Raw genomic sequence first — 24,642 nt, 5'->3', positions numbered from 1 at the left:
ACGGTAACTTCCTGGGCAGGTCGGTGATTACACTTCCCGCGTGACCGGCGAACATGACACACCGAACTGGCTGACTGCTGAGGAACAGGATGCCTGGCGACGGTATATGGACGGCAACAGCCGGCTGATGGAAGTACTCAACCGGAATCTGCAGGATCAGCATGGGTTGTCCCTCGCCGAATACCGGATCCTGGTCATGCTGACCGAGGCCGCCGAGGGTTCGCTGCGTATGAGTGAACTGGCCGACGGTGTGCTGTCGTCCCGCAGTCGCCTCACACACCAGATCCGGCGCATGGAGGCCGAGGGCATGGTCGTGCGGAGTTCGTGCCCCGACGACGGCCGTGGCGTGCTCGCCACCGTCACCGATGAAGGCAGTCGTCGTCTCGCGGAGGCTGCTCCCACCCATGTCGACGACGTGCGCACCAACCTCATAGATCTGCTGAGCAAGAGCGAGCTGAACACCCTCGGCCGAATCTTCGCGCGTGTGGACGGAGCCCTCGCTGACAAGTAGGTCGGCGATGCAGTTAAGCTTTGGCACGGAAGCGTGGCAGAGCGGCCGAATGCACTCGCCTTGAAAGCGAGCGTCGTGAGAGCGACCGGGGGTTCAAATCCCTCCGCTTCCGCCAATACCCCCCACCTGTTAGAGCAGGTGAGGGGCTTTCTTGTGCCTCCACGGGCCGATCGGCAGGCTCCGGTGGGCACACTTTGGGCACACCCGCACTCGAATAGGCCTGATCGAGCACGACCGCAACCGCCAACGACGCCGCCGTGTGCCGCAGATCGTGCGGCGTCACCCGTTCGATACCGGCCCGCTTCACTGCCAACTCGAACCATCCGCTGTGGCTGACCGGTCGGCGCAAGTGCTCGCCGTCGCGGCCGGGGAAGACGAGATCGCCGCGGCCGCGTCGGTGCCGGATGAGCCGTGGGATGAGTCGAGGATCTGAGTGTGTCGGTCGGTGGATGCGCCACGGTTGGCTCAACTCGCATCGCCATACGGTCATTGGCAACCAGCGTCCGGTCTGGACTCGGCGCCATTCCGTTTCCCGACCCGAAGCCGACGCCACCGCTGACCGGCGGCGAACGCGAGGTGGTCGACAATCTGCTGATCACCCAGTTCGTCGGGTCCCGAGCAGCCGCCGCGGAACGCCTCGAGACGTAGCTACTCGATCGGGGTCGTCGCAGCGACCGATCCGTCCCCGGACCGCAGCCGCACCGGGATTCCGGCGGGATCCTGCGGCACCTCGACCGTGCTCGCTCCCGTTGTGGACACGGCGTCGACCGCGTAACTGCCCGGGCCCACGACCAACGTGACATCACCGTAGCGGGATTCGAGGTCGACGGCTGAACGGGTGTCGGTCACCGTCAGGTCGCCGAACTTGGACTTCCCGTGGACGACGGTGCCGTAGGGGACGGCGATCTCGTAGCGGGCGACACAGGTGGGGCTGCCCACGGCGAACCTGTCGGGGCAACGCGCGCTGATCGTCAGATCGGATCCATTGGTGTCGATGCTCTCGTCGGGTTTGTCGCCGTCGGTGAACTCCATAGTGCGCCGGATCTCGATGTCGTCGCGGTCGGAGCCGATCACCTGTGCACTCAGCGACGCGGTGGTGACACCGAGTTGTTTCGCACCCGCATCATCGAGATCGAGTGTGACGGAGGCGAACGCGCCGCTGTAGGTGTCGCTCCGCTGTTCCTGACTCGTGGAACCGGCGGTGCATCCGGTGAGTGTCGAGAGTGTCAGTGCCGCAACACCGGCAGAGAGAAGGGATTTCCGAGGCAGGTTTTCAACGACGGGCATGACGAATCTCCAGTACGAGTAGGCAGGCGGCGATCAACACAGCGCTGATGCCTAGGGAGAACAGGGGAGACGGGCCACTGAGCGACCCGTCAGTGCGGAGCACGCCCATGACGTCGACGGCCGCGACGCCGTTGAGAACGGCGTACCAGATCACCAGGTAGACCGCCTGGAATACACGTGCGCCCCGTCCGATCGACCCGATCAGCAGCGCAAGTGCAGGGACCAACGCGGCACCCGCAACCCACGCGGCTACGCCGGTCAGGTCCAGCGCAAGGAGCAACTTCACCAGGGGGCCCACACCGGCGACGGCCGCAATGAGCACCCCCGCGCCCCACTCGGCGATGAGACGGATGCGCGGGGAGACGCCGCACTCCACAAAGGGATCGACGCCCTGTTCGTAGGTGAGCGTGCCGAGGCGCGACCACAGCAGCACCGGCAGCAACCACGCGAAGAGCAGTGCGGTGCCGACGCGGTCAGCGGGAACCGCGAGGGCCGCGACAGTCACGATTGCGAAGGTGAGCCACCACCACCGCGACACACTTCCGAGATGGATCCGCACCTCGCCGATCAACAGGCCCAGGAACGCGTGTCCACGCTCGGACGGGTACAGTCCTCGTACGGTTTGTGAGAATGACTGTGTAGCAGACGGTTCCGGTCTTGTCGGGCGCGGTTGGGTGGAAGCTCTCGATAGGGAAGTCTGCAGCCGTGACGGATCGAACCGAGTGAACCAGAACGACGGCATGACGGCGACGAGCGTCGATGCCGCGATCAAACCCACACCGGCTGCGACGAGGGTCGGGTCGAATTCCATGCCGGACCACGTGAACTGCCCGAGCGCACCGGGTTCCGCGGTGAGCCCGATCGAGATCTCGTCGTCCATGCCGGGGTGCTGTGCCGACAGGTCGGCCTGGAATCCCGCGGTGATCGTGCCGTAGACAAGCGGAATCCCAACGAGGAACATCGACGGATAGATGAAGAACCACAGGATGTTTCCCGCACCACCGCGCAAGGGCGGGATCGTCTCGAACACCACAGCGGCTGCTGCGGCCACGGTCAGTACCGGGAGACAGAACAGCACGATCGGAAACCAGAGCGCCGTCATGTCGAGGCCCGTGGATTCCCCGCGGAGAAGCTGCATCACGGGTGCGATGAAGGCGAGTGCGGCAGCCATCGCTGCCAGCACCATCAGGTTGCTGAGGTATTTTCCCAGCAGATACATCGGCGTACGCAGCGGGGAGGCGGCAAGCATTTCGCCCACGCCGGCGACGATGTCGCGCGTGATGCTGCTGCGGACGACGTAGAACCCGAACAGTGGCAGCCACAGACTGCCGATCATGGCGAGCATCATTCCGATGTACGCGCTGTCGTAAACACCCCGGAACGACCCGACTTTGACCATCGCGTAGGTGGCGGAGGCGGGCGGAACGGCAACATACCCCAGTGTGACGGCACCGAGCACCGTCACCAGGAATGCGGGACGCCGCGCACGATCCCGGAAATCTGCCATCGAGACGGCAGCAACTGCGCTGGTCATCCGGTCACCCCGGCAGGTGCAATCGGGGTATGGACCGCATTGACGTACGCGTCTTCGAGGTCGGGTTCGACGCGGCGCGCACCCGGAACCGGAGGCGTATGTGCGACCACACGAACACGCACGCCCAGTGATGTTCGGACGGTGCGGGTGACCGTCGCACGCTGCCGGATGTCGGCCACTGCATCGATGGGGACGATCGCTTCCCACGCCAGACCGTCTGCGGAACGGAGGAGTTCCTCGGGGGTGCCGCGCCGACGCAGTTCGCCGGCAGTGAGGATCGCGATGTCGTCGGCGATGGCTTCGATGTCCGACACGATGTGAGTGGACAGGATGACGATCCGGTCGGACGAGAGATCTCCCAGCAGGTTGCGGAACCGCATGCGTTCCTCAGGATCCAGCCCGACCGTCGGTTCGTCGACGACGAGAAGCTCCGGATCGCTCAGAAGCGCCTGAGCGATCCCAACGCGCTGGCGCATGCCACCGGAGAACTTGCCCACCGGACGCGATCCGGTGTCGGTGAGGTTGACGAGTTCGAGCAGTTCGTCGACCCGCTCCTTGGCAGACCGCGTGCTCAGTCCCTTGACTGCGGCGAGATACCGGAGGAACTCCCGGGCACTGAGATTCGGATAGACGCCGAAATCCTGTGGGAGGTAGCCGAGGACGCGTCGGAGCGGTTCCGGCCGAGCGACGATGTCGGTGCCGTTCCACGTGACCGTGCCGGAAGTCGGCCGGGTGATCGTGGAGAGAATCCGCATCAGCGACGACTTACCGGCTCCGTTGGGTCCGAGGAGTCCGAGAACTCCGGGCCCGATCCGCATGCTGATGTCGGTGACGGCCTGTTTATCTCGATAGGTCTTGGTGACCTTGTTCAGCTCCAGTTGCATGACTACAGCCGACCATTCCGCCGGTGGTGCAGTCACTGGGGCCACGCGGCCGATCGGAGGTGGTGCCAGCACCACCTTTCGACTGCACCTCACCTCATCCCGAAACAGCGACTGCGTCGATAGGCTCACTCGAGTGTCCTCTGCTGAACCGACCACGGTGCTCGCCGCGATCACACGACGACGCTTCCTGCTGACGGGGTGGCTGTGGCGCTCGCTCGGTTATCTGCTGACCACCGTCCCGGTGGTGTGCGCGGTGGCGCTGCCGTTCGCGGCGTTCTGCGTCCCGTGGTTGGTATTGATCGTGTGGGCGGGCGACGGCATGTATCCGCAACCGCTCGGCAGGGTGGTGTTCCTCGGTGTTCTCGGCGTGGTGCTGGTGTTCGGCCTCGGCCCGCTGGTGGCGATACCGCTGGCGACTCTGGAACGTATGCGGCTGCGTCTGGTGAGCAGCGATCGGGCACTCTCGGCGCACCGCGCTCCTCCCTCCGCGGGTCTATGGCCGTGGGTGCGCACCCGCTACACCGAGGCCGCGACATGGCGGGAGCTCGGCTACGCAGTCCTGCTGCTCACCTTGGTTCCCGCGTTGTTGCTCCTGGCCGCGGTGATCGTCGGTCTCATCGTCGTGATGGTGGTCAGCCCCCTGGTGGTGGGTGACGGTAACGAGGCGGTGGCGCTCGGCTTCAGCCAGATCACCTCGGTCGATCAGGCGGTCCCCTACGCGATCGCAGGTCTGCTTCTGCTGCCGACGATCCCGTATGTGATTGCTCTGATCGCGGGACTGCACGGTGCGCTCGCTCGGTCGTTGTTGTGCGGCGACGATCCGGACGCGCTTCGCGCTCGGCTTGTCGAGGTGTCTCGGTCCAGGGCCCGGCTGGTCGATGCTTTCGAGGCGGAACGTCGCAGGATCGAGCGGGACCTGCATGACGGCGCGCAGTCGTTGCTCGTCAACCTCACTCTGCAGTTGGGTATGGCCAAACTCGACCTCCCCCCGGATTCTGCGGCAGCGAAAAGTGTGTCGCAGGCGCATGATCAGGCCAAGGACCTGATGGTGGAACTGCGGCAACTCATCCGGGGAATTCATCCCAGGGTGCTCACGGACCGTGGTTTGCCCGACGCCCTACGTGAGCTGACCGAGGACTTCGCCGTCCCGGTCTCCGTCACCGCGGAGGTGTCGCTGCGCCCGGCACCGGACGTCGAGGTCGCAGCCTATTTCGTGGTGGTCGAAGCCCTCAACAACATCGCCAAACACGCGGATGCGACCGCAGTCGACGTGGCTGCCCGGCGCGTCGGGGATCTGCTGGTCGTCGAAGTCGTGGACGACGGCTGCGGCGGTGCGGATCCGGAACGGGGGAGCGGTCTGACGGGCCTGGCCGACCGGGTCGCTGCGGTCGACGGCAGAATGCTGCTGTCCAGCCCGCCCGGCGGGCCCACCGTCGTCCGAGTGGAGTTGCCGTGGATCGAGAACTGACCGCCGTGCGAGTGGTCCTCGCCGAGGACGGCGCGCTGCTGCGCGAAAGCCTCGCCGCAATGCTCGAGCGATTCGGGTTCGAGGTCGTGGCGTCGGTCCCGGATGCCGTGGCATTGGAATCAGCTGTCGCCGAGCACCGCCCGGACCTGGTCGTGACCGATGTGCGGATGCCGCCGGGATTCGCCGATGAGGGGTTGCGCGCGGCAGTGGAATTGCGGCGAGCATACCCAGGGCTTGCTGTGGTGGCGCTGAGCCAGTACGTCGAATTGAGTTACGCCGACGAACTTCTGGGGGCCGAGGGTGGGCGCGTCGGCTATCTGCTCAAGGATCGGGTGGTCGATGTCGAGGAGTTCGTCTCCACCCTGCATCAGGTGGTTGCCGGCGGCACGGTGATCGACCCCATCGTCGTGCAGCAGTTGTTCCGGCGGCGCCGGGACCCTCTGGCGCAGTTGTCGCCGCGTGAGCGCGAGGTGCTCGCCCTGATTGCAGAGGGTCATTCGAACGCGGCGATCGCTGCTCGGTTGTTCATCACGGACTCGGCTGTGGGCAAGCATGTCGGCAACATCTTCAACAAACTGGTCCTGCCGCCGACCGACGACACGAATCGCCGCGTACTGGCCGTGCTCGCGCATCTGCGTCGGAGTGAGTTCGATTGAGATGTTTCTGCCCGAATAGTCCGAGATGGGAAGAAATCGTACGGTATGCGGCGCCGACAACTAGGGTCGCTTCCAGTTGACTTGACCCGGACATGCCGGACAGGTTGAGATCGAACTCCGGTCGTCGGGGGACGAGGAGCTGTATGCACAAGAGGTTGATCGCCGCCTTTGCCGTGGCGCTGCTGTTACCACTGTCCGGTCCTGCGGTCGGGCATGCTCAGCCATCGCCACAGACGGCGGTGGTCGATCACAGCGAACGCATCACCGACAGTCGCACGGCGCTGTTCGTGTTTTCTCCTTCGATGGGGAGGGTCGTTCAGGTCCAAGTGCTGCACCCGGCATGGGACGGGCCGCGCCCGACGCTGTATCTCCTCGACGGCGTCGGCGCGGGTGAGGAAACCGAGTACCGCGAGAGCACCTGGACGAAGGAGACCGACATCGTCGACTTCGTCTCGGACAAGAACGTGAACGTGGTGCTTCCGGTGGGCGGCACGGGCAGTTACTACACCGATTGGCAGCAACCGGACCCGATTCTCGGGGTCAACCGGTGGGAAACATTCCTCACCGAGGAACTTCCCCCGATCATCGACGCGCGGTTCAACGGCAACGGAACCAACGCGGTCGCCGGGTTGTCGATGGGCGCGACTGCAGCAATGATGCTGATCACCCGCAAGCCGGATCTGTACGAGGGAGTCGCGGCACTGAGCGGCTGCCTCGACACGCAACAGGACTCGACCCGTAACTCGGTGCGCGCCACGGTCGTCTACAAGGGGGGAAATCCCAACAACATGTGGGGCCCGCCGGACGATCCGGACTGGGCTGCGCATGACCCCTACGTGCACGCCGATCAATTGCGCGGCAAGGAAGTGTTCATCAGCACCGGCAACGGCCTGCTGGGTCCTCACGACTTCGCGGTGGCCAACGAGCCGATGTCGACGGGCGTCCCTCTCGAGATGGGTGCGTTCATCTGCACCCTCACGTTCGATCGCAGACTCCGCGAGCTGCATATTCCTGCGACCGTCGTGTACCGGCCGTGGGGCACCCACTCGTGGGGGTACTGGGAAGACGACATCAAGACTGCATGGCCCACGCTGGAGGATGCGCTCGGGCTCTGACCGTCGAAGCGGCGGCGGATCCGCTGTGGATCTCAGTGCACGTGTATGCGGTCTCGGGCCGGAGGCCGACACGGCGTGGGGTTCGACAGGAACGTGGTCAGGGCTGTGAGTTCCTCACCTGCCCCGACACGCGACCGAGCCTCGGCGAACACGGAGAATCCGTCGCCGCCGCCGGCGAGGTAGTCGTTGACGGCAACGGAATAGATGGCGTCAGGATTCAGCGGTGCGCCCGAAACCGTGATGTCGCGGATTCGCTGCCCGGCAGGCGCAAGTCGGTCGAGGATGTAATGGAGGTTGTGCGACGGCGCCAGGATCCGTTCGTGGCCGGTTCCGGCGGCATCCGTCTGGAATTGCTGCTCGAACACCGCGGTGAGCTGTGCCCCGGTCAGTTCGACGATCTGGAGAAGATTCCCGAACGGCTGCACCCCATAGGCCTCGCCGTAGGTGACGGTACCGCCGTCGTCGAAATACAGGTCTCCGCGGAGCCCGCCCGGATTGGTCAGCGCGATCTGTGCTCCGAGCGGCGCGGTCGCGGCGAGCTGGGCGTCGGCGACCAGGTTTCCGAGTGACGATTCGCCGCTGGCAGACGGGTCGCGCGTGATATCCGCGGCGATACGCCCGACCTCCTGGGTGGCCGTGGCGGACGACTTGTCGGCGACTCGGGCGACGAATTCCTCGGTATGCGGATCGGGAGTGATGTCGTGAGTGATCACCTGGTTGAAGGCGACCGTCCGGTCTCGCACGACGTCGCGGGTCGCTCGGTCGATCGTGATATCGGCGACCGAGAGAACTCGTCCATGGGATGCGCCCTGTAGGACAGTGCGCTGTCTTCCGGCCGGGTCTGGGTAGCTGCAGTTGAACTGTCCCTCACCGTCGGAGGTGACGATGATATCCACGTGCGGCGAGACGGTGGCGGTGATTTCTTTGGCGCGACCGTCGTCGAGGTTGCACGGATCGGCACCGCTCCCCGCAGCGATATCGCCCTTGTACAGCAGGACGATGGAGCGGACCCCGAGCGCGTCGAGAGTATCGGCAGCGCGGTTCACTGCTTCGATCTCTTCGCCGAACTGGAGACCTTCGATCGCGTCGTGGCGAATGTACTCGGGAGTGTTGTGTGGCAGGACCCCGATCGCACCGACGGGGATCCCGTCGACGTAGCTGATGTCGAAGGGCAGTGCCGCGGGTGTGCCGTCGGAGGTGGTGACATTCGCCCCGAGGAACGGGAAGGTCGCACCCTCGAACGACTCGGTGAACCGACAACCGGAGGTGGCGTGACATCCGCCATCACGCAGTCGTTGCAGCTCGTCGAATCCGTTGTCGAACTCGTGGTTGCCGAGCGCTGCGGCCGTCACATCAAGGTCGTTGAGAAACTCGATGGTCGGTTCGTCGTGGAACATCGCCGATTCGATCGGCGAGGATCCCCAGGAGTCGCCCACGGCATACAGCACCGAATCGTCGGCCTGTCCGCGGAGCTGACGGACATACGCCGCGAGGTAGGCGGCGCCACCGGCAGGGACGGATTGGCCATCCGAGCGCACCACCTCGCTGCGCGGCCCCTGCGGTGGCAAGAGATTGCCGTGCAGATCACCGAAGGTGATCAGACGTAGCGGGACGGTGTCGGGAGGTAGCGCTCCCGCCTGCCCGGTGGCGGTCGCGGTGACCACAGCAGCGGCCGTCGCGACGATGGACAGGGCACGTCGCAGTGCAGCGCGTCCGTCCATCCGTACCTCCGTACTTGCCCGGTCAGTGCAACCGGTCGAGTCTGACAGCGGCGAATAACACGACCGATACCCAGCGATAACGGTTGGATCTCACCAAGATCAGGCGATGCCTGCACTGTCTCGGCCGGTACCTGATGCATAGGCCAGGAACAGGTTGTTCTCGTGCGGATCGCCGATCGAGACGCGGGTGCCTTCCCCTGTGAAGTTGCGCAGGATCACACCGGCATCGGCGGCTCCTGCCGTGAACGCTGCCGAGTTCTTGCCCAGCGGCAGCCACAGGAAGTTTGCTTCGCTCGGCGGAACTACGTAGCCGGCGTCGGACAGGGCATCACGCACGCGTGCACGCTCGGCGACCACACCGTCGGTGCGCGCGAGCAGTTCGCCCGCGGCCGCGAGCGAGGCGATTGCGGCTTTCTGCGCGAGCGAATTCACCGAGAAGGTTGTGTGCACCTTGCTCATCGCGACGATGACGTCCGGGTCGGCGACGGCGTAGCCGACCCGGAGGCCGGCGAGACCGTAGGCCTTCGAGAAGGTGCGGAGCGCCACGACGTTGCGCCGACCCGCAGCGAGCGCGATCCCGTCGGCGAGGTCTTCGCCGGGGGCGTTGCGGACGTACTCGAAGTACGCCTCGTCCAGGGCGACGACTATGTGGTCCGGGACCGCATCGAGGAACTGCTCGAGGTCGTTCTCCCCGAGGCATGAGCCCGTGGGGTTGTTGGGATTGCACACGAAGATCAGCCGCGTGCGATCGGTGATCGCCGCGAGCATGGCTTTCAGGTCGTGACCCTGGTCAGGGGCATTCGGTACCGGCACCGCAGTGGCGCCCGCAACGGCACAGACCACGGGATAGGCCTCGAACGACCGCCACGGGTAGATGACCTCATCGCCGGCATTGCAGGTGATCTGTACGAGTTCCTGACACAGACTCACCGATCCGCACCCCGCAGCGATACGGTCCGCCGGGACGTCGAGGCGTGCCGCCAGCGCAGCGATCAGCTCGGTCGAGCCGTTGTCGGGATACCGGTTGACGGTGGCCGCTGCGTCCAGGATCGCGTCGCGAACACTGGGCAGCGGACCCAGCGTCGTCTCGTTGCTGGCGAGCTTCACCGAGTTCGGAACGGTGCGTCCGGGAACGTAGGCGGGGATCGATGCAAGGTCGGGACGGGTACGTGGAGTCACCAACCGATTATGCTCCCGAGGTTTGCGTGCGCGACTCGGGCGGTCGTGCCATGGTGGAGACCATGCCGGAAATCAGCAAGGATGCTGCACCGCTGGCCGGGGCGTCGGGTGAGTTACCACTCACCGTGGTTCGTCCCGATGTGCGCCCTCGGGGTTGCATCGTGCTGTTGCATCGCGCACGCGTGTTCTCGCCGACACTCCTCGAATTCATGGAGGCGCTGGCCGACGAACGCTGGTTGATCGTGGCTCCCGATCTCCACAGCCGGGGTCCAGGGTCCGACGACGCGGCCTTGTTCGCAGAGGCCGCCCGAGTCAACGCCGATGCCACCTTCGCCTGGATCGCAGACACCGGCATCCGGATGGACATGGTCGGCCTCCTCGGTTTCGATGAGGCGGGGACCGCGGCGATGTGGGTCGGGACAACGAGTCCGGTCGGTGCGGTCGTCAGTGTCGCGGCGCCGGGCATCGTCCAGTCACTACGACCTGTTGTCCCGCCGCTTGTCGATCTGGTGCGGTCTCTGCGCGCGCCATGGCTCGGTCTGTACGGGATCGATGACCCGAACACCCCGCGGCGGGACGTCGAATTGCTGAGCGACTCCGCGGCCAAGGCAGACGCACCCACTCTCGTCGTGAGCTACGACGGCCTCGAGCATCGTCCTGACGAGCCGCCGGCGACGCACTCGGCAGTCGATCCGGATGACGACCCGCAAGAGGCCGCAATCATCGACGCACGGCACAGGATCTTCGATTGGTTCGACAGTAACCTGCGCTGACCAGTCGTTTTGCTTTTCTGCGGAGGGGTTGTGTAATGTTTTGCCCCGGCGGTTCGAGAGAATCGAAACCCCGCAAGGAGGCGTGCCAGAGCGGCCGAATGGGACTCACTGCTAATGAGTTGTCCCCCTTACAGGGGACCGGAGGTTCAAATCCTCTCGCCTCCGCCACGATGGTGTAGCGTCACCGTTGATCGAAAACTGAATACGCATGCGCCCGTAGCTCAACGGATAGAGCATCTGACTACGGATCAGAAGGTTAGGGGTTCGAATCCCTTCGGGCGCACACAGAAACCCCAGGTAGAACCTAGTTTTCTAGGAGCGGCCTGGGGTTTTTTCTTGTGGAGGGAACGAATTGGGCACGTTCTGGGTTGCCGAACTGGGGTGAAGGAGCAAAGGGGGATCAGTCACCTGAGGGTTGCGGAGCAGGTGCGGTCCCTGATTCACGTTCACAGCTTGTCGAGGTCTACCGGCTTGTAGTTGCCGTACAGCCCATGGTCGTGACCGCTCATGTAGCTGGCGTGCTGCGACCGCGCGGCCTCCCTCAGTCGGCGCGCCTCAGCCTCATTGTCGGCCCGATGCTTCTTGAAGCTGAACCAGGCTTTCTCGCCTAGCCACCACGCGGTAAGAAGCGCAACGATAGCTACTGCGCCTCCGACGATCCACTGCCAATAGTTGATGATGAAGGCGAGCACGAAGAATGCCGCAACGAAGCCGAGAATCTCTTTCATGGTGCGTCGTCCTTTTCGTCCGGTTGGCTCTACGGACGGTATCGGTCCGTAGAGCCAACTCGTTTCGAGCTGTGCCCGCAGGGCACGGGTAGGGCACCATGACACTGCTGGCCTCCGGTCGGGGTGCGCCTGCTGATTTCGAGTAGCAGCCCGGAAGGCGCACAACGGAAATCCCCCTCGCCGAATACGACGAGGGGGATTTCGTGGTGTCTACACTGTCGAGACTGTCGAGGTGAGCGGGTGCGGTCAGTGGGGTCCGGCGCGTCCGTCGCTGAAGTGGATCGGAGGCGGATCGTGGCGTAGCGACAGGCCGATACGACCGGATTCGCATGCCTCGTCGATTGCGCGCCGCAACGACGGACAGGTGGGGCTCCAGCCGCCGGGTGCCTGTTCGTGCACGAGTTGCGGGCAGACCGTGCGCGTCCGCCATTGGACGCTTGTGTGGGCCTCGCTGAACTTCTCGACGAACACGGTCGTGCCGCACCCGCACGACACAGGTTCCATGTGGTCCGCGGTGTGATCGTGGTCCGCAGCGTGATCGGAGCTTCGGCCGACCTGTTCGGTTCGTTCTGTCATACCTGCTGACGGTACGGGCGAAGTGAGCCCGCGTGGTCCCACGTTTCCCGCCCAGCGGACGTGTTTGCTGGGCGGGAAACGTGGCCGATCCGCTACATCGCGGCGAGAGGTTCGCTTCCCGACCAGTCGTGACCCCAATAGCTGTCGGCAGTGATCTCCTCCGAGCTGTAGTGCGTCTCGTCCACCTTCATGCCGTCTGTGCCGAACTCGATGTCCCAGCCACCAGGTGCACGAACGTAGAACGACACCATCTTGTCGTTGGTGTGACGGCCGAGAGTCGACGATACGGAGAACCCGTCCTTCATGACGCGGTCGAGTGCCTGACCGACGGCGTCGAGCGAATCCACCTCCACCATGATGTGGATCAAACCGGGCGCACCGCCATGCGACGCTGGGCACAGCGCAAGGCTGTGATGCCGTTCGTTGACACCGAGGAACCGGATGCGCATCGGCCCGATTTCCGGCGGCGTGGGAATGCGGAATGCGCCGCGTGGCAAGAAGCCGAGGACATCGGTGTAGAACTCGAACGATGCATGTGGATCGGTCACGGGAAGTACGACGTGGCCGAGTCCCTGCGCACCGGTCACGAACCGGCCACCGAACGGTGTGACCAGTGGTGAATGGTCGAGTACCGGTCCGTGGAAGACCTCGAGAACTGCTCCGCTCGGATCCTCGAAGGTGATCACTTCTTCCACCCGACGAGCGTCGGCCTCTTCGAGCGACAGTGGCTTGACGGCGACACCGGCCCGCTCGAGGGTCTCGCGGACTCGCCGCAGCGCGGCGTGGTCACGGACCTCCCAGCCTACGGTGACAACCTCGTCGGTATCGCCGGGAACGACGACGATGCGTGCGGCACGCTCGTCCATCCGCAGATACAGGGCGTCGGGGTCGGGGCCGGTGCCCTCGGCGAAGCCGAGGACGTCGAACGCGAACGTGCGCCACCGGTCCATGTCGTTGGTCTGGACCTTCACATAGCCCAGAGCCTTCAGATCGGTCATCGAACTGTGCCTTTCCGGTGAAGTAGATGTAGGTGAGGTCAACGTCAGATCATCGACCGCAGCGGGCCCTCGGGTTCGACGCCCAGGCGACTCAACTCGGAGGCGTGGAACACGGTGCCCGGTACGTGGATCGCGTGGTGCAGACCGGCGTGCGCGTCGCGCCAGAAGCGCTGCATCGGCTTGTCCATCCGCAACGCGTTGCCGCCGCACCGAGGGTAGATCTGGTCGATCGCGTTCACGGCGCGCCACGCCGCCTGCACCTGGGTGCGGCGCCCCTCGGCGCGCTGTTCGAACGTCGGGGTCTTCCCCGCGTCGACGAGATCCCACATGCGGTCCACCTGGGCGAGCAACGAGTCCCGAGCGGAACGCAGGTCGGCGACGGCCTCGCCGATCGCGAACAGTGTGTAGGGGTCGTCCTTGATGGCGGTGCCCTGCGGGTTGATCCGGTTGCTCTGATACACCTCCGCATGCTCGAGCATGCCCTCGGCGATGCCGATGGTGGCGGAGGTGATGCCGAGCGGGAACATCGTGGACCACGGCATGAGATAGAGCGTCTCGGTGCGCCCGTACCGGCGCACCGCGGTCCCGTCGATCACCTCGTCGCAGTCCATCACCCGGTAGTCCGGGACGAATGCGTCCTCGACCACGACGTCCTTCGACCCCGTACCGCGCAGTCCCATGGTGTCCCACGAGTCCTCGATGATCTGGTAGTCGGTCCGCGGAATGATCACGTGGAGCATGCGCGCAGGCTGTTCGGGCACCCCGTCGGGGGTGCAGGCCAGGGCGCCCAGGAACGCCCAGTCGCAATGATCGGTGCCCGATGAGAACTGCCAGCGTCCGGAGAACTTGTAGCCTCCGTCGACCGGTATGCACATGCCGCCCGGCATATAGGGCGACGCCATCCACGTGTTGTCATCGGTGCCCCACACCTCTTCCTGGGCGCGAGGATCGGCGAATGCCAGCTGCCACGGGTGGACGCCGACAATGCCGTGGATCCAGCCGGCCGATGGGTTCAATGACGCGGTGCGCATCACCGTCTCTGCGAACTCGCGGGGATGAACCTCTTGGCCGCCATACTGCTTCGGCTGAAGCATCTTCATCGAGCCGATTTCCTTCATGCGCTTTGCAGTCTCGTCGGCGAGTTTGCCGATGCGCTCGGCTTCCTCACCTTCGACGAACAGTTCGTTCGCCATCGCATCGACGCGGCTCAGTACTTCGTAGGTCATCGGGAGTTCCTGTTCTTGCGGTGGGGCGGGTGGAGTCAGGGAGCGGTGGAATTGATGACGCGACCAGCGGCGATGTTCTCGTCGACTTCCTTGCGCCAGTTGGAGACCGCCCGGGTGGTATCGATTTCGAACTCGAAGCGACTTGTCATGTCCTCGCTGACCTCGGCAGCGTCGACGTAGAACTGCTTGTACCAGCGGCGGAGCTGATAGACGGGACCATCTTCCTCGGACAGCAGTGGATTGTCGATCGGTGCCTTGTTCTTCCAGATTTCGACGTCCTGTTCGAATCCGAGCTCCACGCCTTCTGCGAACTGTGCGGCCATGCTCTCAGACTGCTCGTCGGACATTCCGGGCAGCTTCTTCACGATCGCGCCGTACTGCAGAACGAATTCGTTGTTGCTCACCGGATAGTGGCAGTTGATCAGGACCGTGTTGATGGTCATGCCGTTGGCCTGGCTCTCGAGCCAGTCGATCATGTACGACGGACCGAAGTATGTGGCTTCGGACTGCAGCTCGGCGTTGGGGTCGTCGTAGTTCGTGCCGACGATGACGTCTTCACGCCCGGTCGACCGCATGTACTGCGTGGCGGTGTGCCCCTCGAATACGTTCTTGAAGTAGCGCGGGAACGAGTAGTGCACGTAGAAGAAGTGTGCCATGTCGACCACGTTGTCGACGATCTCTCGGCAGTGGGAACCCTTGATGTGCAGGGTCTTCCACGACCAATCGGTCCATTCGTCGCTGCCGTACCCCTCGATGTGCGGAATCGTCACGTCCTCCGGCGGCGGGTTGCCCTCGGGGTCGTTCCACACGAACAGTTGACCGTTGCGCTCGAGGGTGGTCCAGGCTCGGGTGCGGGCCAGTGGAGGAACCCTGCGCGCGTAGGGGATGTCGCTGCACTTGCCCTTGCCGTTCCAGCGCCAGTCGTGGAACGGGCACGCGATCGAGTCGCCCTTGATGGTGCCCTGGGCCAGGTTGCCGCCCATGTGGCGGCAGTACGCGTCGAGCACGTTCAGTTTGCCTTGGCTGTCGGCAAACACGACGAGACTGGTGCCGAACACGTCGATCTGGTGAGGTTCGCCGTCGGCGAAGTCTCGGATCAGGCCGATGCAGTGCCATCCGCGTGCAAATCGTTCCGGGGCCGCGGCGGCCTCGATGACCCGAACTTCTTCTTCGTTCGAGGCGGTCGTGTCGGGTTGGTTGGAGAGCGCAGTCATGGCAAACCTCCGATTCGAGCTGTGAGTGTGATGCAATGCATGCTCGGGATCGGGAGGTCTAAGGGAAACCGGGTGTCCCGCTGGGCGGACGCATGCCTCAAATGAACGCTGCTATATTGAGGGTCGCCTAACCTATATTGGTGCGATGGGTGAATCCATCTCGCTCGGCGAAATCCAGGAAACACTGCTGATCCCGCTCTACGGGCGGGCGCTCGACGCGCGTAAGCGTCGCAGCGTGCTCGACGATCGCAAGGCCGGCGACCTCGTCGACACTATCGACTACGACTTCGCCAAGTTCCGCGGGCCGTCGCTGTTCGGATCGGTGCTGAGGGCATCGATCTTCGACGGGTATGTGCGCAGCTTTCTCGCCGAGCACCCAGACGGCACTGTCGTCGATCTCGGGTGCGGATTGTCGACGAGATTCGAACGGCTCGACAACGGTGCCGTGCGCTGGTTCGATCTGGATGTTCCCGACACGATGGAGCTGCGCGGGCGCTTCTTCTCCGACAGTGATCGCTACACGATGATCGCGGGTTCACTCTTCGGTACCGATTGGTTCGAGCAGGTCAAGGAGCGTGGCGGGCCGGTCTTCCTACTCAGTGAGGCCGTGCTCCTGTACTTTCCGGTGGATCAGGTTCACGCGACGCTCGAACGTATTGTGGCGGAGTTTCCCGGAACCTGTCTCGCGTTCGACACCGGTGGACGAGTGATGATGAACAGCCAGGACCGCAACCCGGTTTTCAAGGCGGTGCCCGCCCGGATGGTGTGGACGTGTGACGACCCGCGCACGCTCGAGCCGCTCGGTTTGTCTTTGCTCGAATCCCGCACCTTCGCGTCGCCCCAGCCGGACGTGGGGCGCATGTGGCCGCTGCGGTACCGGCTGGGCCTCGAGGTCCTCCGGTGTCTCGTTCCTGCGCCGGTGACCACGTACAAGCTCAACCGTTTCGAGACGGCTGGGCCGTAAACTCTCCCGCTTCAGGTGATGCCGATCTTCTCGTCCCGTGTCGGGCGCACTCACCTTGGGTGTTCGATTTGATTACGTGAACCACGGGTCGCACGCATTCGGATGTGTATCTCTTCTTCGGCGATCGAGGATGTCCTGTTGACGCCCGGGTATGTGCGCCAGTAGCCTCCGTTCAATCCTGAAAAGTTAACGCAGATTCGCGAAATTGGGTGCGGCGATCGACCCTGCTGGGAGACAACATGGAACTTGCGTGGTCAGCGGTCGAAGCCGCATTCAGAGACGAGGTCCGCTCGTTTCTCGACGAGAAGCTGACACCCGAATTACGTCGTGCCGGCACGCTTGCGACGAGCGTGTACTCCGATCACGAGGCGAGCATGGAGTGGCAGCGCATCCTGCACGAACGTGGTTGGGCCGCCCCCGGGTGGCCGGTCGAGCACGGCGGCTGCGATTGGACGCAGACCCAGCACTACATCTTCGGCCGCGAGTCGATCCTCGCCGGTGCCCCGACGCTGTCGCCCATGGGGATCAGGATGGTCGCGCACGCGATCATCGCCTACGGCACGCAGGAGCAGAAGGACTTCTTCCTCCCCGGAATCCTCACCGGTGAGGTGTTCTTCTGCCAGGGCTACTCCGAACCGGAGTCCGGGTCGGACCTGGCGTCGCTGACGATGGCAGCGGTCGAGGACGGCGACGATCTCGTCGTGACAGGCAGCAAGATCTGGACGACGCACGCCACCGAGGCGAACTGGATGTTCGCGCTCGTACGCACAACCAGGTCCGAGAAGAAACAGCACGGGATCACGTTCGTGCTGATCGACATGTCGACGCCGGGCATCGAGATCCGTCCGCTGGTGATGACCTCCGGCGAAGAGGTGCAGAACCAGGTCTTCTTCGACGAGGTGCGGGTACCCACGAGCAACGTCCTCGGCAAGATCGACGAGGGATGGTCCGTCGCCAAGTATCTGCTCGTCTTCGAACGCGGTGGTGCGGCCGCAGCACCGGCCTTGCAGGTCATGGCCGAGAGGATCGCGACCGCCGCAGCGGAGCAACCCGGGCCGGCCGGCGGGAAGCTCATCGACGATGCGGCGTTCTCCGCCGCGCTCGCGGAGGCGCGCATCCGCACCGAGGTGCTCGAGATCCTCGAATACCGCACGCTGGCAGCATTGTCGGCAGGCAAGGACCCGGGCCCGGCGTCGTCGATGCTCAAGGTGCTCGGCACCGAACTCAGCCAGACGCTCACACGGCTCGCGCTCGAAGCCGCCGGCCCCCGTGGCCGTGTCTACCAACCGCACGCGACCAAACCGGGTGGCTCGGTCGCGGGTTTCGTGCCCCCGAGCGGTGACTATGTCAGCGGCGACGATTGGCAGGCGGTCGCACCGTTGCGCTACTTCAACGATCGCGCCGGTTCGATCTACGCCGGTAGCAACGAGATTCAGCGAAACATTCTCGCCAAAGCAGCATTGGGGCTCTGATGGACTTCGGTTTGAGCAAGGAGCAGGAGCTCCTTCGTGATTCGGTCGCCAAATTCCTCGCGAGCCGGTACGACCTGGCCCGCAGCCGGAAGGCTGCAACCACGGGTGTGGGCTGGCAGCCCGACATGTGGCGCGCATTCGCCGACGAACTCGGGATCCTCGGCGCGACACTTCCCGAAGACGTCGGCGGCATGGGCGGCGGACCGGTCGATCTCATGGTGGTGGCCGAAGAACTCGGCTATGCGCTCGTCATCGAACCGTACGTCGACACGGTGGTTCTCGGAGGCGGACTTCTCGGCCGCGCAGGGGGAGTTCGTGCCAAGTCCGTTCTCGAGGCCATGGCGGAAGGCGACGCCGTCACCGCGTTCGCTGCAACCGAGCCGACGTCCGGTTACGTGCTGCACGACGTCACCACGACTGCGCGACGCGACGGCGAGGAATGGGTACTCGACGGCGCCAAGATCGTTGCGGGGAGCGCACCGCTGGCCACTCACCTGATCGTCACCGCCCGCACCGAGGGCAAGCGACTCGACACCGACGGCATCTCGCTGTTCCTGGTCGAGTTCGACGCAGTGAACCCGCCCGACGGAGTCGAGATGCACTCGTACCGGACAATCGACGACCGTCGTGCCGCCGACCTCGAGTTCACCGGGATGAGGGTGCCGGCCGATTCGCTGCTGGGCGAGCAGGGCCAGGCCTGGAGTTCGATCTCCCGGACGGTCGACGAGGCGATCACCGCCGTCGCTTCCGAATCGGTCGGGCTCATGCGCAAGGTGCTTGCCGACACCGTCGAGTACTGCAAGCAACGTCAGCAGTTCGGCCAGGCCATCGGTAGCTTCCAGGTCCTCCAGCACCGCATGGTCGACATGTACATGGAGCTCGAACAGGCCGTTTCCGCGGTGTACCTCGCGGTGCTGCACCTCGACTCCGATGATGCAGACCGGGCGCGTGCCGTCTCGGCCGCAAAGGCGACGACCAGCCGCGCAGCGCGGTTCATCGGCCAGAACGCAGTCCAGCTGCACGGTGGTATGGGAATGACCGAGGAGCTCGCAGTCGGTCACTACTTCAAACGCCTGACAGCGATCGAGTACGAGTTCGGCAGCGCCGAACAGCACATCGCTCGATATGCGGAGCTGACCAGGGTGTGAGATTGATTTTCAACTTTGGACGTGTGGGGTCTGCTGTGCGGCTGATGGTGTCGATGCTTGGATGAGGTTCTCGATGCCGTCGATGACGATCCTGACGCCGATGTCGAGGGCGTACCGAGGGTTGCGGGCAGCGTTGAATGTGGCGCCGAGGGTGCTACCGACGCGGCCGGAGACGGGATAGTCGTCGTCGTTCATCAGGTGGTCGAGCGCAGGGGCGATGACGGCCCACCATTCGGAATCGGCCAGACCGGAATCTCGCTGCGCCGCGTGGTCGCTGCGGTGGGCGCGGGCAGCGCTCTCGACCACAGCCAGGAGAGTGGTCAGGCTGGCTTCCATATCCAGGTCGGAGAGTCCGATCCCGTCGAGGACACGCAGTTCGGCCTCGTACTTGCGGGTGGCGTTCGGGCCGAGGAGCATCCGAGTCTCGTGGATGTCGAGCAGCCAGGGGTGCCGCATGCAGAGCGTCCAGTTGCGTTCTGCGACATACCGCAGCCCGGCCCGCCAGTCGCCCGCGCTCTGCGCGGTGTCGACGCTGGCGTAGAGGCCCGCGTAGACGGTGTCGGCCATCAGTGAGGTGAGGTCGTCCTTGCCGGGTACATGGTTGTACAAGGCCATCGCACTCACACCGAGCCTGTCGGCGACCTTCCGCATCGAGGTGGCGTTCAGCCCGTCCGTGTCGGCGAGGTCGATCCCCGCCTGCACGATCTGCGTCACGGTGATCCCGGACCTGCCGGGTTGCGGATGGCGTCCCCAGAGCAGGTAGAGGCTGCGCACGAGTTCGGGTGCGGACTTCTCGGCGGTCACGATTCCTTCTTCCCTCGCCATGTGCGAATGGGGCCCACGCTACGGTACGGTCTAAACGTACGCTGTACATAACGATGTATAGAGAGGCCTCACGATGCGAAGCGGAGAAGCGGTGATCGTCCTGGAGGGCGTCTGCAAGACCTACGGCGGAGCCAAGGGGAAGCCGGTGCTGGACGGGCTCGACCTCACAGTGGCGCGCGGCAGCGTGCACGGGTTACTTGGGCCTAACGGCGCGGGTAAGACGACCGCGGTGCGGATCATGACCACGCTCTTGGCCCCGGACGCGGGCCGGGTAACGGTGGCAGGGCTGGACGCGGTGCGCGACTCAGGGCGGGTACGCGCCCGGATCGGCCTGGTCGGTCAGTATGCCGCGGTCGACGAGGCGCTGACAGGGCGACAGAACCTGGTCATGTTCGCCCGCCTGAACCGCTACCGGCCGCAGTCCGCGAGACGCCGGGCCGAGGAGCTACTGGAGAGGTTCGGGCTCATCGATGCCGCCGACCGGCAGGTCAAGACGTACTCGGGCGGGATGCGGCGGCGGGTCGACCTCGCCGCCGGCCTGATCACGGCGCCCGACATCCTGTTCGTGGACGAGCCCACAACCGGCCTGGACCCCGGTGTCCGCCAGGATGTGTGGGCCGCGATCCGAGACTTGGTCCGCGGCGGCACCACCGTTTTGCTGACCACCCAATACCTGGAAGAGGCCGACCAGCTCGCCGATCAGATCTCCATGCTCGGACGCGGACGAGTCGTCGCGGAAGGCAGCCCCGCCGACCTCAAGGCGAAGGCGGGAGACGATTGGCTCGAGATCACCCCCGCCCGGGACTCCGATCTCGCCCGACTGCGCGGGGAGCTGTCCGCCTGGTCCTCCGGTGACATCACTGTGGATCACGGCCTCGTCCGCGTCCCGCTGGCCGACCGCGCGTCCTCCCTGATCGGGGCATCGGCAGCGCTGCGGGACGCCGGCCTCAGCGTGCGTGACCTCTCGTTGCGCACCCCGACTCTGGACGAGGTCTTCCTCCAGGTCACCGGACACACGGCCATCGACACAGACAACACCACCGCGGACACTGCTCAGGAGGCCACCCGATGAGTACCCTCACAACTCACCCCGCCACGGCCACCGCACCGGATGGACCGACCTCGCCCGTCGTCCGGGCGTTCGCCGACACCTGGACCATCACCCGCCGAGATCTCCAGCACTGGCGGCACATGATCGGCACCCGGGTCTTCAACTGGGTCTGGCCGATCATCCTGATGGCCCTGTTCCTCGGACTCATCGGCGGTGCGCTCGGCGGCGATCTCGGCGGAAGCTACATCGACTTCGTCATGCCCGGCGTCCTCGCGATGACCGTCTTCATCGGAATGGAAGGAACGATGGCAGCCGTCAGTAACGACTCCCTGCGCGGCATCACCGACAGATTCCGTTCCCTCCCCATCAGCGGCATCGCCGTCGTGGGGGGCCGCTGTGTCGCCGACCTGCTCGACTCTCTGATCACCATCGTCGTCGTCATCGCCGGCGGGCTGGCCTTCGGATGGCGTCCCGACACGACCGTGCCGGAAGCAATCGCAGCACTCGGCCTGCTGCTCCTGCTCCGGGTCGCGATGCTGTGGACCGGCATCTACTTGGGGCTCAAAGCCTCCAGCTCCGAGTCGCTCGGCCCGGTCAACATCATGGTCTGGCCCGTTCTGTTCTTTTCCAGCGTCTTCATCGACACCTCCACCATGCCCAATTGGCTCGGGGTGATCGCCGATGCCAACCCCATCTCCGCCACTGCCACCACCGTCCGCGAGCTCCTCGGCTCCCCGGTTGTTGGTGGGGAGAGCTGGTTCGCCGACAACGCCACGATCCTCGCCATCGTCTGGCCTGCACTGATCCTCGCGATCTTCCTGCCGCTGGCCGTCTCCACCTATCGACACCTCCGTCGCTGACCAACCAACGGCCAATCCCACCCGAACGAATCCAGATGACTTGTCCCTTGACGCGCGGTTGCTGACGGGCCGGAGGGGCCGCCGTCGAGGAGATAGGCGGAGGGTGTGCGACGTCGACGGAATACCGTTCGGGTGGGCTGTTATTCGAGGGAGCAGCGGTTATTCGAGGGCGCATTGGACACGGTCGGCCGCCGTCGTCGCGTCCTCGTGCTCCCACACCCGCACGACGGTCCACCCCGCGTCGGCGAGTCGTGCGTCCGTGTCGCGGTCGCGGCGCACGTTCGCCGCCAGCTTCGCGTCCCACCACTGCGCATTGCTCTTCGGTGCGGTCGCGTGCAGGGGGCACCGATGCCAGAAGCATCCGTCCACGTAGACAGCAACGTGTCGCCTGGGGAAGACCAGGTCGGCGCGTCGTCGCATGCGTGCGATCGGAGCGCGATCGACGAAGAACCGCAGCCCTCGTCGGTGCAACTCCCGCCGCAGCGCCAGTTCTGGCGCAGTGTCGCGCCGACGTTGCCGGCGCATTCGCGCGCGTGTGCGCGGATCGGTAGGTGGTCGGTCGGGCGACGCCATACAGACTCCCTACGATCGGCTGCCTACGCCGCGACGGTCGGGAACCCGCCCATGCGGTCGAGATGATTCTCCACGTCGTCGAGGAACCCGGGCGGGAAGCGCAGTTTGCCGGAGCGTGCGCGGCGCAGGAACCCGGCGGTGGCCCTGGCCGACAGCAACCGGGATTCTTCGAGGAATCCGCCGAGGTCCTCGTATGGGGCATGGACCGGCCACAGTGATTCATGGACGCGGAAGGTCTTACCCTGCACACCCCAGGCCGCGCTCGGCCAAGGAGCACCCGATGCTATGGGTGTCTCGTGATCGGCGGAGTACTCGATCTGATGTCCGAGCCGGTGACCCACCCACGACGCCATTCGCACGCTCACCGCATTGCCGACGAGCCGCCACCGATGTCCGGGCCGGACGCCGGCGGCCTCGACGGCAGGCGCTGTCCAGTCGGGGTCGAAGCCCTGGAGACGTTCGGCGTCGATCAGTCCTGGGGTGACGATCTCCCCCGATGGCAGCCGCACCGCCGGTGGGCTCGCGATGCCCAGCGTCGAACCGCCCTTCAGAGTGGGGACTGCGTTGACTGCCCACCCCAGGCCACGAACGCCCTCGGTCCAGTAGAAACCGCACGGATAGAGGTCGGGCTTACCTTCGATGGGCATGCCGGCGTCCTCGCCGAACAACACGGTTCGTGGGTCGTCGGTGCGGGAGGCGACCATCAGGACGCGCTGTCGGCGCTGCGGCAGACCGAAGGCGCGAGCATCGACGACGCGATAAGCCCACGCGTATCCGAGGTCGCCCAGCACGTCTGTGATGTGTCGCATCGCAGCGCCCCGCCCGAGTTGCAGCATGAAGGGCACATTCTCGATGACCAGCCAGCGGGGACCGTTCTTCCTCTTCACGAGCCGGAAGACCTCGTCGACGAGGCTCGACTTCGATCCGGTGATACCCGCTGTCCGCCCGGCCTGGGACAGGTCCTGGCAGGGGAAGCCGGCCGCAACCAGCTCTGTGTTCTGGGGGAGAGAGCGGAGGCGCGTCACGTCGGGGTGCAGAGGAATGTCCGGAAACCGAGTGCCGAGGACGGCTTGCGCTCCGGGATCCACCTCGCACAGAAGCTGGGTGTTCCACCCGTGTTCCGCCAGCCCCAGTTCGAGGCCGCCGATTCCGGCGAACAACCCGACCATGTTCCCCGTCGACGTCACGGCACCCTTCCTCGATCGGCTCAATCGAGAACGTTACTCGAGAGAGGTAGTGATCCGTGAGTCGACGCAGGAACACGGCGTCGTACAGCGATGAAGTTCCTCTCCGACTTGCGATCCTCCACGCAGCCGATTCGACGCCAGTGACGGTCGAGCTTCCGGATGAATGCCTCGTTGACCTGGCGATTTGGTGTTCCGGTTCCTCCTCGCGTAACTTATTCCAGGTCAGAGCGACACGGACACCGACCCCGACCACACGGTCAGGGACAACGAGGTTGGACGCAGGCGCCTGAATGTCACGGGTACGACACCTTCTGGTAAGGTTTCGCACCGCCCCTGGTTCGGAACGAGTACACGGATTTGCGTTCGTGTGTGCGACGAACTAGGCTGGAACAGTTGCCTCGGAACGATCCGGATGTGTCCGGTGAGTGATGATGTGTGCGTGTTCTTTGAGAACTCAACAGTGTGCCGATGAATGTCAGTGCCAAAATTGTTTTTTGGTGCGACCGTCGATGTTTTTCGATGGTTGTTGCTGGTCATCACATTCTTCCGTCTGTGGTGGTCAGTGTTTTTGCTAGTTTGAGTTTGTATGCTAGTGATTTGGCTCGATGTCTTTGACTGATCAGCCCTTCGGGGTGTTGATTATGAGTCTTTTACGGAGAGTTTGATCCTGGCTCAGGACGAACGCTGGCGGC

At 64.7% G+C, this 24,642-nt stretch carries 24 protein-coding genes, 3 tRNA genes and 1 pseudogene; 14 read left to right on the top strand and 14 right to left on the bottom strand.

What is annotated here, in order from left to right; genetic code table 11:
• Positions 1-40: 40 nt before the first annotated feature.
• On the top strand, positions 41-511 hold the full coding sequence (locus ACZI8W_RS19240; protein ID WP_463370106.1) for a MarR family winged helix-turn-helix transcriptional regulator: 471 nt from the start codon (positions 41-43) through the stop codon (positions 509-511).
• Positions 512-538: 27 nt separating this feature from the next.
• Positions 539-626 (top strand) — tRNA-Ser (locus tag ACZI8W_RS19235).
• Between the two features lie 120 nt (positions 627-746).
• On the opposite strand, the pseudogene ACZI8W_RS19230 reads toward ACZI8W_RS19235, so the two are convergent.
• Positions 747-905, bottom strand: a pseudogene (locus ACZI8W_RS19230) (tyrosine-type recombinase/integrase); the annotation flags it as partial.
• A gap of 95 nt (positions 906-1,000) precedes the next feature.
• Between ACZI8W_RS19230 and ACZI8W_RS19225 the strand changes: the two are divergent.
• Complete coding sequence (locus tag ACZI8W_RS19225) at positions 1,001-1,159, top strand: hypothetical protein (RefSeq protein WP_463370105.1); 159 nt, start codon at positions 1,001-1,003, stop codon at positions 1,157-1,159.
• On the opposite strand, the gene ACZI8W_RS19220 is transcribed toward ACZI8W_RS19225, so the two are convergent.
• The 3 genes from ACZI8W_RS19220 to ACZI8W_RS19210 are packed head-to-tail and all read right to left on the bottom strand — an operon-like array spanning position 1,160 to position 4,216.
• Positions 1,160-1,798: a hypothetical protein gene (locus ACZI8W_RS19220; RefSeq protein ID WP_463370104.1), complete on the bottom strand. Its 639-nt coding sequence runs from the start codon at positions 1,796-1,798 to the stop codon at positions 1,160-1,162. It lies immediately after the preceding gene.
• Positions 1,785-3,332, bottom strand: coding sequence for a hypothetical protein (locus tag ACZI8W_RS19215; protein ID WP_463370103.1), 1,548 nt, complete (start codon positions 3,330-3,332; stop codon positions 1,785-1,787). The genes ACZI8W_RS19220 and ACZI8W_RS19215 overlap by 14 nt, the downstream gene beginning before the upstream one ends.
• Positions 3,329-4,216 carry an ABC transporter ATP-binding protein gene (locus tag ACZI8W_RS19210; protein WP_463370102.1) on the bottom strand — a complete coding sequence of 296 codons (888 nt, stop codon included), beginning with the start codon at positions 4,214-4,216 and terminating at the stop codon, positions 3,329-3,331. The genes ACZI8W_RS19215 and ACZI8W_RS19210 overlap by 4 nt, the downstream gene beginning before the upstream one ends.
• Before the next feature lie 133 nt (positions 4,217-4,349).
• On the opposite strand from ACZI8W_RS19210, the gene ACZI8W_RS19205 reads away from it, so the two are divergent.
• From ACZI8W_RS19205 to ACZI8W_RS19195, 3 genes are all read left to right on the top strand, one after another.
• Positions 4,350-5,684, top strand: coding sequence for a sensor histidine kinase (locus ACZI8W_RS19205; RefSeq protein ID WP_463370101.1), 1,335 nt, complete (start codon positions 4,350-4,352; stop codon positions 5,682-5,684).
• Positions 5,669-6,340: a response regulator gene (locus ACZI8W_RS19200; RefSeq protein WP_463370100.1), complete on the top strand. Its 672-nt coding sequence runs from the start codon at positions 5,669-5,671 to the stop codon at positions 6,338-6,340. The genes ACZI8W_RS19205 and ACZI8W_RS19200 overlap by 16 nt, the downstream gene beginning before the upstream one ends.
• Before the next feature lie 143 nt (positions 6,341-6,483).
• Positions 6,484-7,455, top strand: coding sequence for an alpha/beta hydrolase (locus tag ACZI8W_RS19195; protein WP_463370099.1), 972 nt, complete (start codon positions 6,484-6,486; stop codon positions 7,453-7,455).
• Positions 7,456-7,487: 32 nt separating this feature from the next.
• Here ACZI8W_RS19195 and ACZI8W_RS19190 read toward each other — a convergent pair whose 3' ends face one another.
• Both ACZI8W_RS19190 and hisC read right to left on the bottom strand, forming a co-directional pair.
• On the bottom strand, positions 7,488-9,176 hold the full coding sequence (locus tag ACZI8W_RS19190; RefSeq protein WP_463370098.1) for a bifunctional metallophosphatase/5'-nucleotidase: 1,689 nt from the start codon (positions 9,174-9,176) through the stop codon (positions 7,488-7,490).
• Positions 9,177-9,275: 99 nt separating this feature from the next.
• A complete protein-coding gene (gene hisC, locus ACZI8W_RS19185; protein ID WP_463370097.1) occupies positions 9,276-10,355 on the bottom strand; it encodes a histidinol-phosphate transaminase in 1,080 nt (359 codons plus the stop codon).
• A 62-nt stretch (positions 10,356-10,417) separates the two neighbouring features.
• On the opposite strand from hisC, the gene ACZI8W_RS19180 reads away from it, so the two are divergent.
• The 3 genes from ACZI8W_RS19180 to ACZI8W_RS19170 all read left to right on the top strand — a co-directional run bounded on the left by ACZI8W_RS19180 (position 10,418) and on the right by ACZI8W_RS19170 (position 11,411).
• On the top strand, positions 10,418-11,128 hold the full coding sequence (locus ACZI8W_RS19180) for a dienelactone hydrolase family protein (protein ID WP_463370096.1): 711 nt from the start codon (positions 10,418-10,420) through the stop codon (positions 11,126-11,128).
• 76 nt (positions 11,129-11,204) lie between these two features.
• A tRNA-Ser gene (locus ACZI8W_RS19175) sits at positions 11,205-11,296 on the top strand.
• 42 nt (positions 11,297-11,338) lie between these two features.
• A tRNA-Arg gene (locus ACZI8W_RS19170) sits at positions 11,339-11,411 on the top strand.
• A gap of 163 nt (positions 11,412-11,574) precedes the next feature.
• On the opposite strand, the gene ACZI8W_RS19165 is transcribed toward ACZI8W_RS19170, so the two are convergent.
• The 5 genes from ACZI8W_RS19165 to ACZI8W_RS19145 form a co-directional block, all read right to left on the bottom strand.
• A complete protein-coding gene (locus tag ACZI8W_RS19165; protein ID WP_463370095.1) occupies positions 11,575-11,856 on the bottom strand; it encodes a hypothetical protein in 282 nt (93 codons plus the stop codon).
• A 246-nt stretch (positions 11,857-12,102) separates the two neighbouring features.
• Entirely contained in the window at positions 12,103-12,432 is a 330-nt protein-coding gene (locus ACZI8W_RS19160) for a hypothetical protein (RefSeq protein WP_463370094.1), read from the bottom strand.
• A 92-nt stretch (positions 12,433-12,524) separates the two neighbouring features.
• On the bottom strand, positions 12,525-13,430 hold the full coding sequence (gene bphC / locus ACZI8W_RS19155) for a biphenyl-2,3-diol 1,2-dioxygenase (protein ID WP_463370093.1): 906 nt from the start codon (positions 13,428-13,430) through the stop codon (positions 12,525-12,527).
• A gap of 44 nt (positions 13,431-13,474) precedes the next feature.
• The gene (locus tag ACZI8W_RS19150) at positions 13,475-14,656 is read right to left on the bottom strand and encodes an acyl-CoA dehydrogenase family protein (RefSeq protein WP_463370092.1); all 1,182 of its coding nucleotides are present in this window, start codon (positions 14,654-14,656) and stop codon (positions 13,475-13,477) included.
• 35 nt (positions 14,657-14,691) lie between these two features.
• Entirely contained in the window at positions 14,692-15,870 is a 1,179-nt protein-coding gene (locus ACZI8W_RS19145; protein ID WP_463370091.1) for a 3-ketosteroid-9-alpha-monooxygenase, oxygenase component, read from the bottom strand.
• A 145-nt stretch (positions 15,871-16,015) separates the two neighbouring features.
• Between ACZI8W_RS19145 and ACZI8W_RS19140 the strand changes: the two genes are divergently transcribed.
• The 3 genes from ACZI8W_RS19140 to ACZI8W_RS19130 all read left to right on the top strand — a co-directional run bounded on the left by ACZI8W_RS19140 (position 16,016) and on the right by ACZI8W_RS19130 (position 19,454).
• A complete protein-coding gene (locus ACZI8W_RS19140) occupies positions 16,016-16,834 on the top strand; it encodes a class I SAM-dependent methyltransferase (protein WP_463370090.1) in 819 nt (272 codons plus the stop codon).
• 239 nt (positions 16,835-17,073) lie between these two features.
• Positions 17,074-18,306, top strand: coding sequence for an acyl-CoA dehydrogenase family protein (locus ACZI8W_RS19135; protein WP_463370089.1), 1,233 nt, complete (start codon positions 17,074-17,076; stop codon positions 18,304-18,306).
• Entirely contained in the window at positions 18,306-19,454 is a 1,149-nt protein-coding gene (locus ACZI8W_RS19130; RefSeq protein ID WP_463370088.1) for an acyl-CoA dehydrogenase family protein, read from the top strand. Before ACZI8W_RS19135 ends, ACZI8W_RS19130 begins: the two co-directional genes overlap by 1 nt.
• Before the next feature lie 9 nt (positions 19,455-19,463).
• Here the strand turns inward: ACZI8W_RS19130 and ACZI8W_RS19125 are convergent, their stop codons facing one another.
• Positions 19,464-20,258 (bottom strand): TetR/AcrR family transcriptional regulator, encoded by a 795-nt coding sequence (locus tag ACZI8W_RS19125; protein ID WP_463370087.1) that lies wholly within the window; start codon positions 20,256-20,258, stop codon positions 19,464-19,466.
• A 94-nt stretch (positions 20,259-20,352) separates the two neighbouring features.
• Between ACZI8W_RS19125 and ACZI8W_RS19120 the strand changes: the two genes are divergently transcribed.
• Together ACZI8W_RS19120 and ACZI8W_RS19115 are read left to right on the top strand one after the other, a co-directional pair.
• Positions 20,353-21,351 (top strand): ATP-binding cassette domain-containing protein, encoded by a 999-nt coding sequence (locus tag ACZI8W_RS19120; protein ID WP_463370086.1) that lies wholly within the window; start codon positions 20,353-20,355, stop codon positions 21,349-21,351.
• A complete protein-coding gene (locus ACZI8W_RS19115; RefSeq protein ID WP_463370085.1) occupies positions 21,348-22,190 on the top strand; it encodes an ABC transporter permease in 843 nt (280 codons plus the stop codon). The genes ACZI8W_RS19120 and ACZI8W_RS19115 overlap by 4 nt, the downstream gene beginning before the upstream one ends.
• A 159-nt stretch (positions 22,191-22,349) precedes the next feature.
• Here ACZI8W_RS19115 and ACZI8W_RS19110 read toward each other — a convergent pair whose 3' ends face one another.
• The gene (locus tag ACZI8W_RS19110; RefSeq protein ID WP_463370084.1) at positions 22,350-22,763 is read right to left on the bottom strand and encodes a very short patch repair endonuclease; all 414 of its coding nucleotides are present in this window, start codon (positions 22,761-22,763) and stop codon (positions 22,350-22,352) included.
• A 23-nt stretch (positions 22,764-22,786) separates the two neighbouring features.
• Entirely contained in the window at positions 22,787-23,932 is a 1,146-nt protein-coding gene (locus ACZI8W_RS19105) for a DNA cytosine methyltransferase (protein WP_463370233.1), read from the bottom strand.
• Positions 23,933-24,642: the final 710 nt, after the last annotated feature.

This window comes from Rhodococcus ruitaii, from assembly GCF_055230935.1.
The sequence above is the reverse complement of the archived record's forward strand: the minus strand, read 5'-3'. Positions and strand labels throughout refer to the sequence as shown.

Bases quoted from the DNA above. Each gene is read 5' to 3' on its own strand.
- ACZI8W_RS19220 (WP_463370104.1), bottom strand. From the start codon at position 1,798: ATGCCCGTCGTTGAAAACCTGCCTCGGAAATCCCTTCTCTCTGCCGGT.
- ACZI8W_RS19215 (WP_463370103.1), bottom strand. From the start codon at position 3,332: ATGACCAGCGCAGTTGCTGCCGTCTCGATGGCAGATTTCCGGGATCGT.
- ACZI8W_RS19210 (WP_463370102.1), bottom strand. From the start codon at position 4,216: ATGCAACTGGAGCTGAACAAGGTCACCAAGACCTATCGAGATAAACAG.
- ACZI8W_RS19195 (WP_463370099.1), top strand. From the start codon at position 6,484: ATGCACAAGAGGTTGATCGCCGCCTTTGCCGTGGCGCTGCTGTTACCA.
- ACZI8W_RS19190 (WP_463370098.1), bottom strand. From the start codon at position 9,176: ATGGACGGACGCGCTGCACTGCGACGTGCCCTGTCCATCGTCGCGACG.
- ACZI8W_RS19180 (WP_463370096.1), top strand. From the start codon at position 10,418: ATGCCGGAAATCAGCAAGGATGCTGCACCGCTGGCCGGGGCGTCGGGT.
- ACZI8W_RS19165 (WP_463370095.1), bottom strand. From the start codon at position 11,856: ATGAAAGAGATTCTCGGCTTCGTTGCGGCATTCTTCGTGCTCGCCTTC.
- ACZI8W_RS19160 (WP_463370094.1), bottom strand. From the start codon at position 12,432: ATGACAGAACGAACCGAACAGGTCGGCCGAAGCTCCGATCACGCTGCG.
- bphC (WP_463370093.1), bottom strand. From the start codon at position 13,430: ATGACCGATCTGAAGGCTCTGGGCTATGTGAAGGTCCAGACCAACGAC.
- ACZI8W_RS19150 (WP_463370092.1), bottom strand. From the start codon at position 14,656: ATGACCTACGAAGTACTGAGCCGCGTCGATGCGATGGCGAACGAACTG.
- ACZI8W_RS19145 (WP_463370091.1), bottom strand. From the start codon at position 15,870: ATGACTGCGCTCTCCAACCAACCCGACACGACCGCCTCGAACGAAGAA.
- ACZI8W_RS19140 (WP_463370090.1), top strand. From the start codon at position 16,016: ATGGGTGAATCCATCTCGCTCGGCGAAATCCAGGAAACACTGCTGATC.
- ACZI8W_RS19135 (WP_463370089.1), top strand. From the start codon at position 17,074: ATGGAACTTGCGTGGTCAGCGGTCGAAGCCGCATTCAGAGACGAGGTC.
- ACZI8W_RS19130 (WP_463370088.1), top strand. From the start codon at position 18,306: ATGGACTTCGGTTTGAGCAAGGAGCAGGAGCTCCTTCGTGATTCGGTC.
- ACZI8W_RS19120 (WP_463370086.1), top strand. From the start codon at position 20,353: ATGCGAAGCGGAGAAGCGGTGATCGTCCTGGAGGGCGTCTGCAAGACC.
- ACZI8W_RS19115 (WP_463370085.1), top strand. From the start codon at position 21,348: ATGAGTACCCTCACAACTCACCCCGCCACGGCCACCGCACCGGATGGA.
- ACZI8W_RS19110 (WP_463370084.1), bottom strand. From the start codon at position 22,763: ATGGCGTCGCCCGACCGACCACCTACCGATCCGCGCACACGCGCGCGA.
- ACZI8W_RS19105 (WP_463370233.1), bottom strand. From the start codon at position 23,932: ATGGTCGGGTTGTTCGCCGGAATCGGCGGCCTCGAACTGGGGCTGGCG.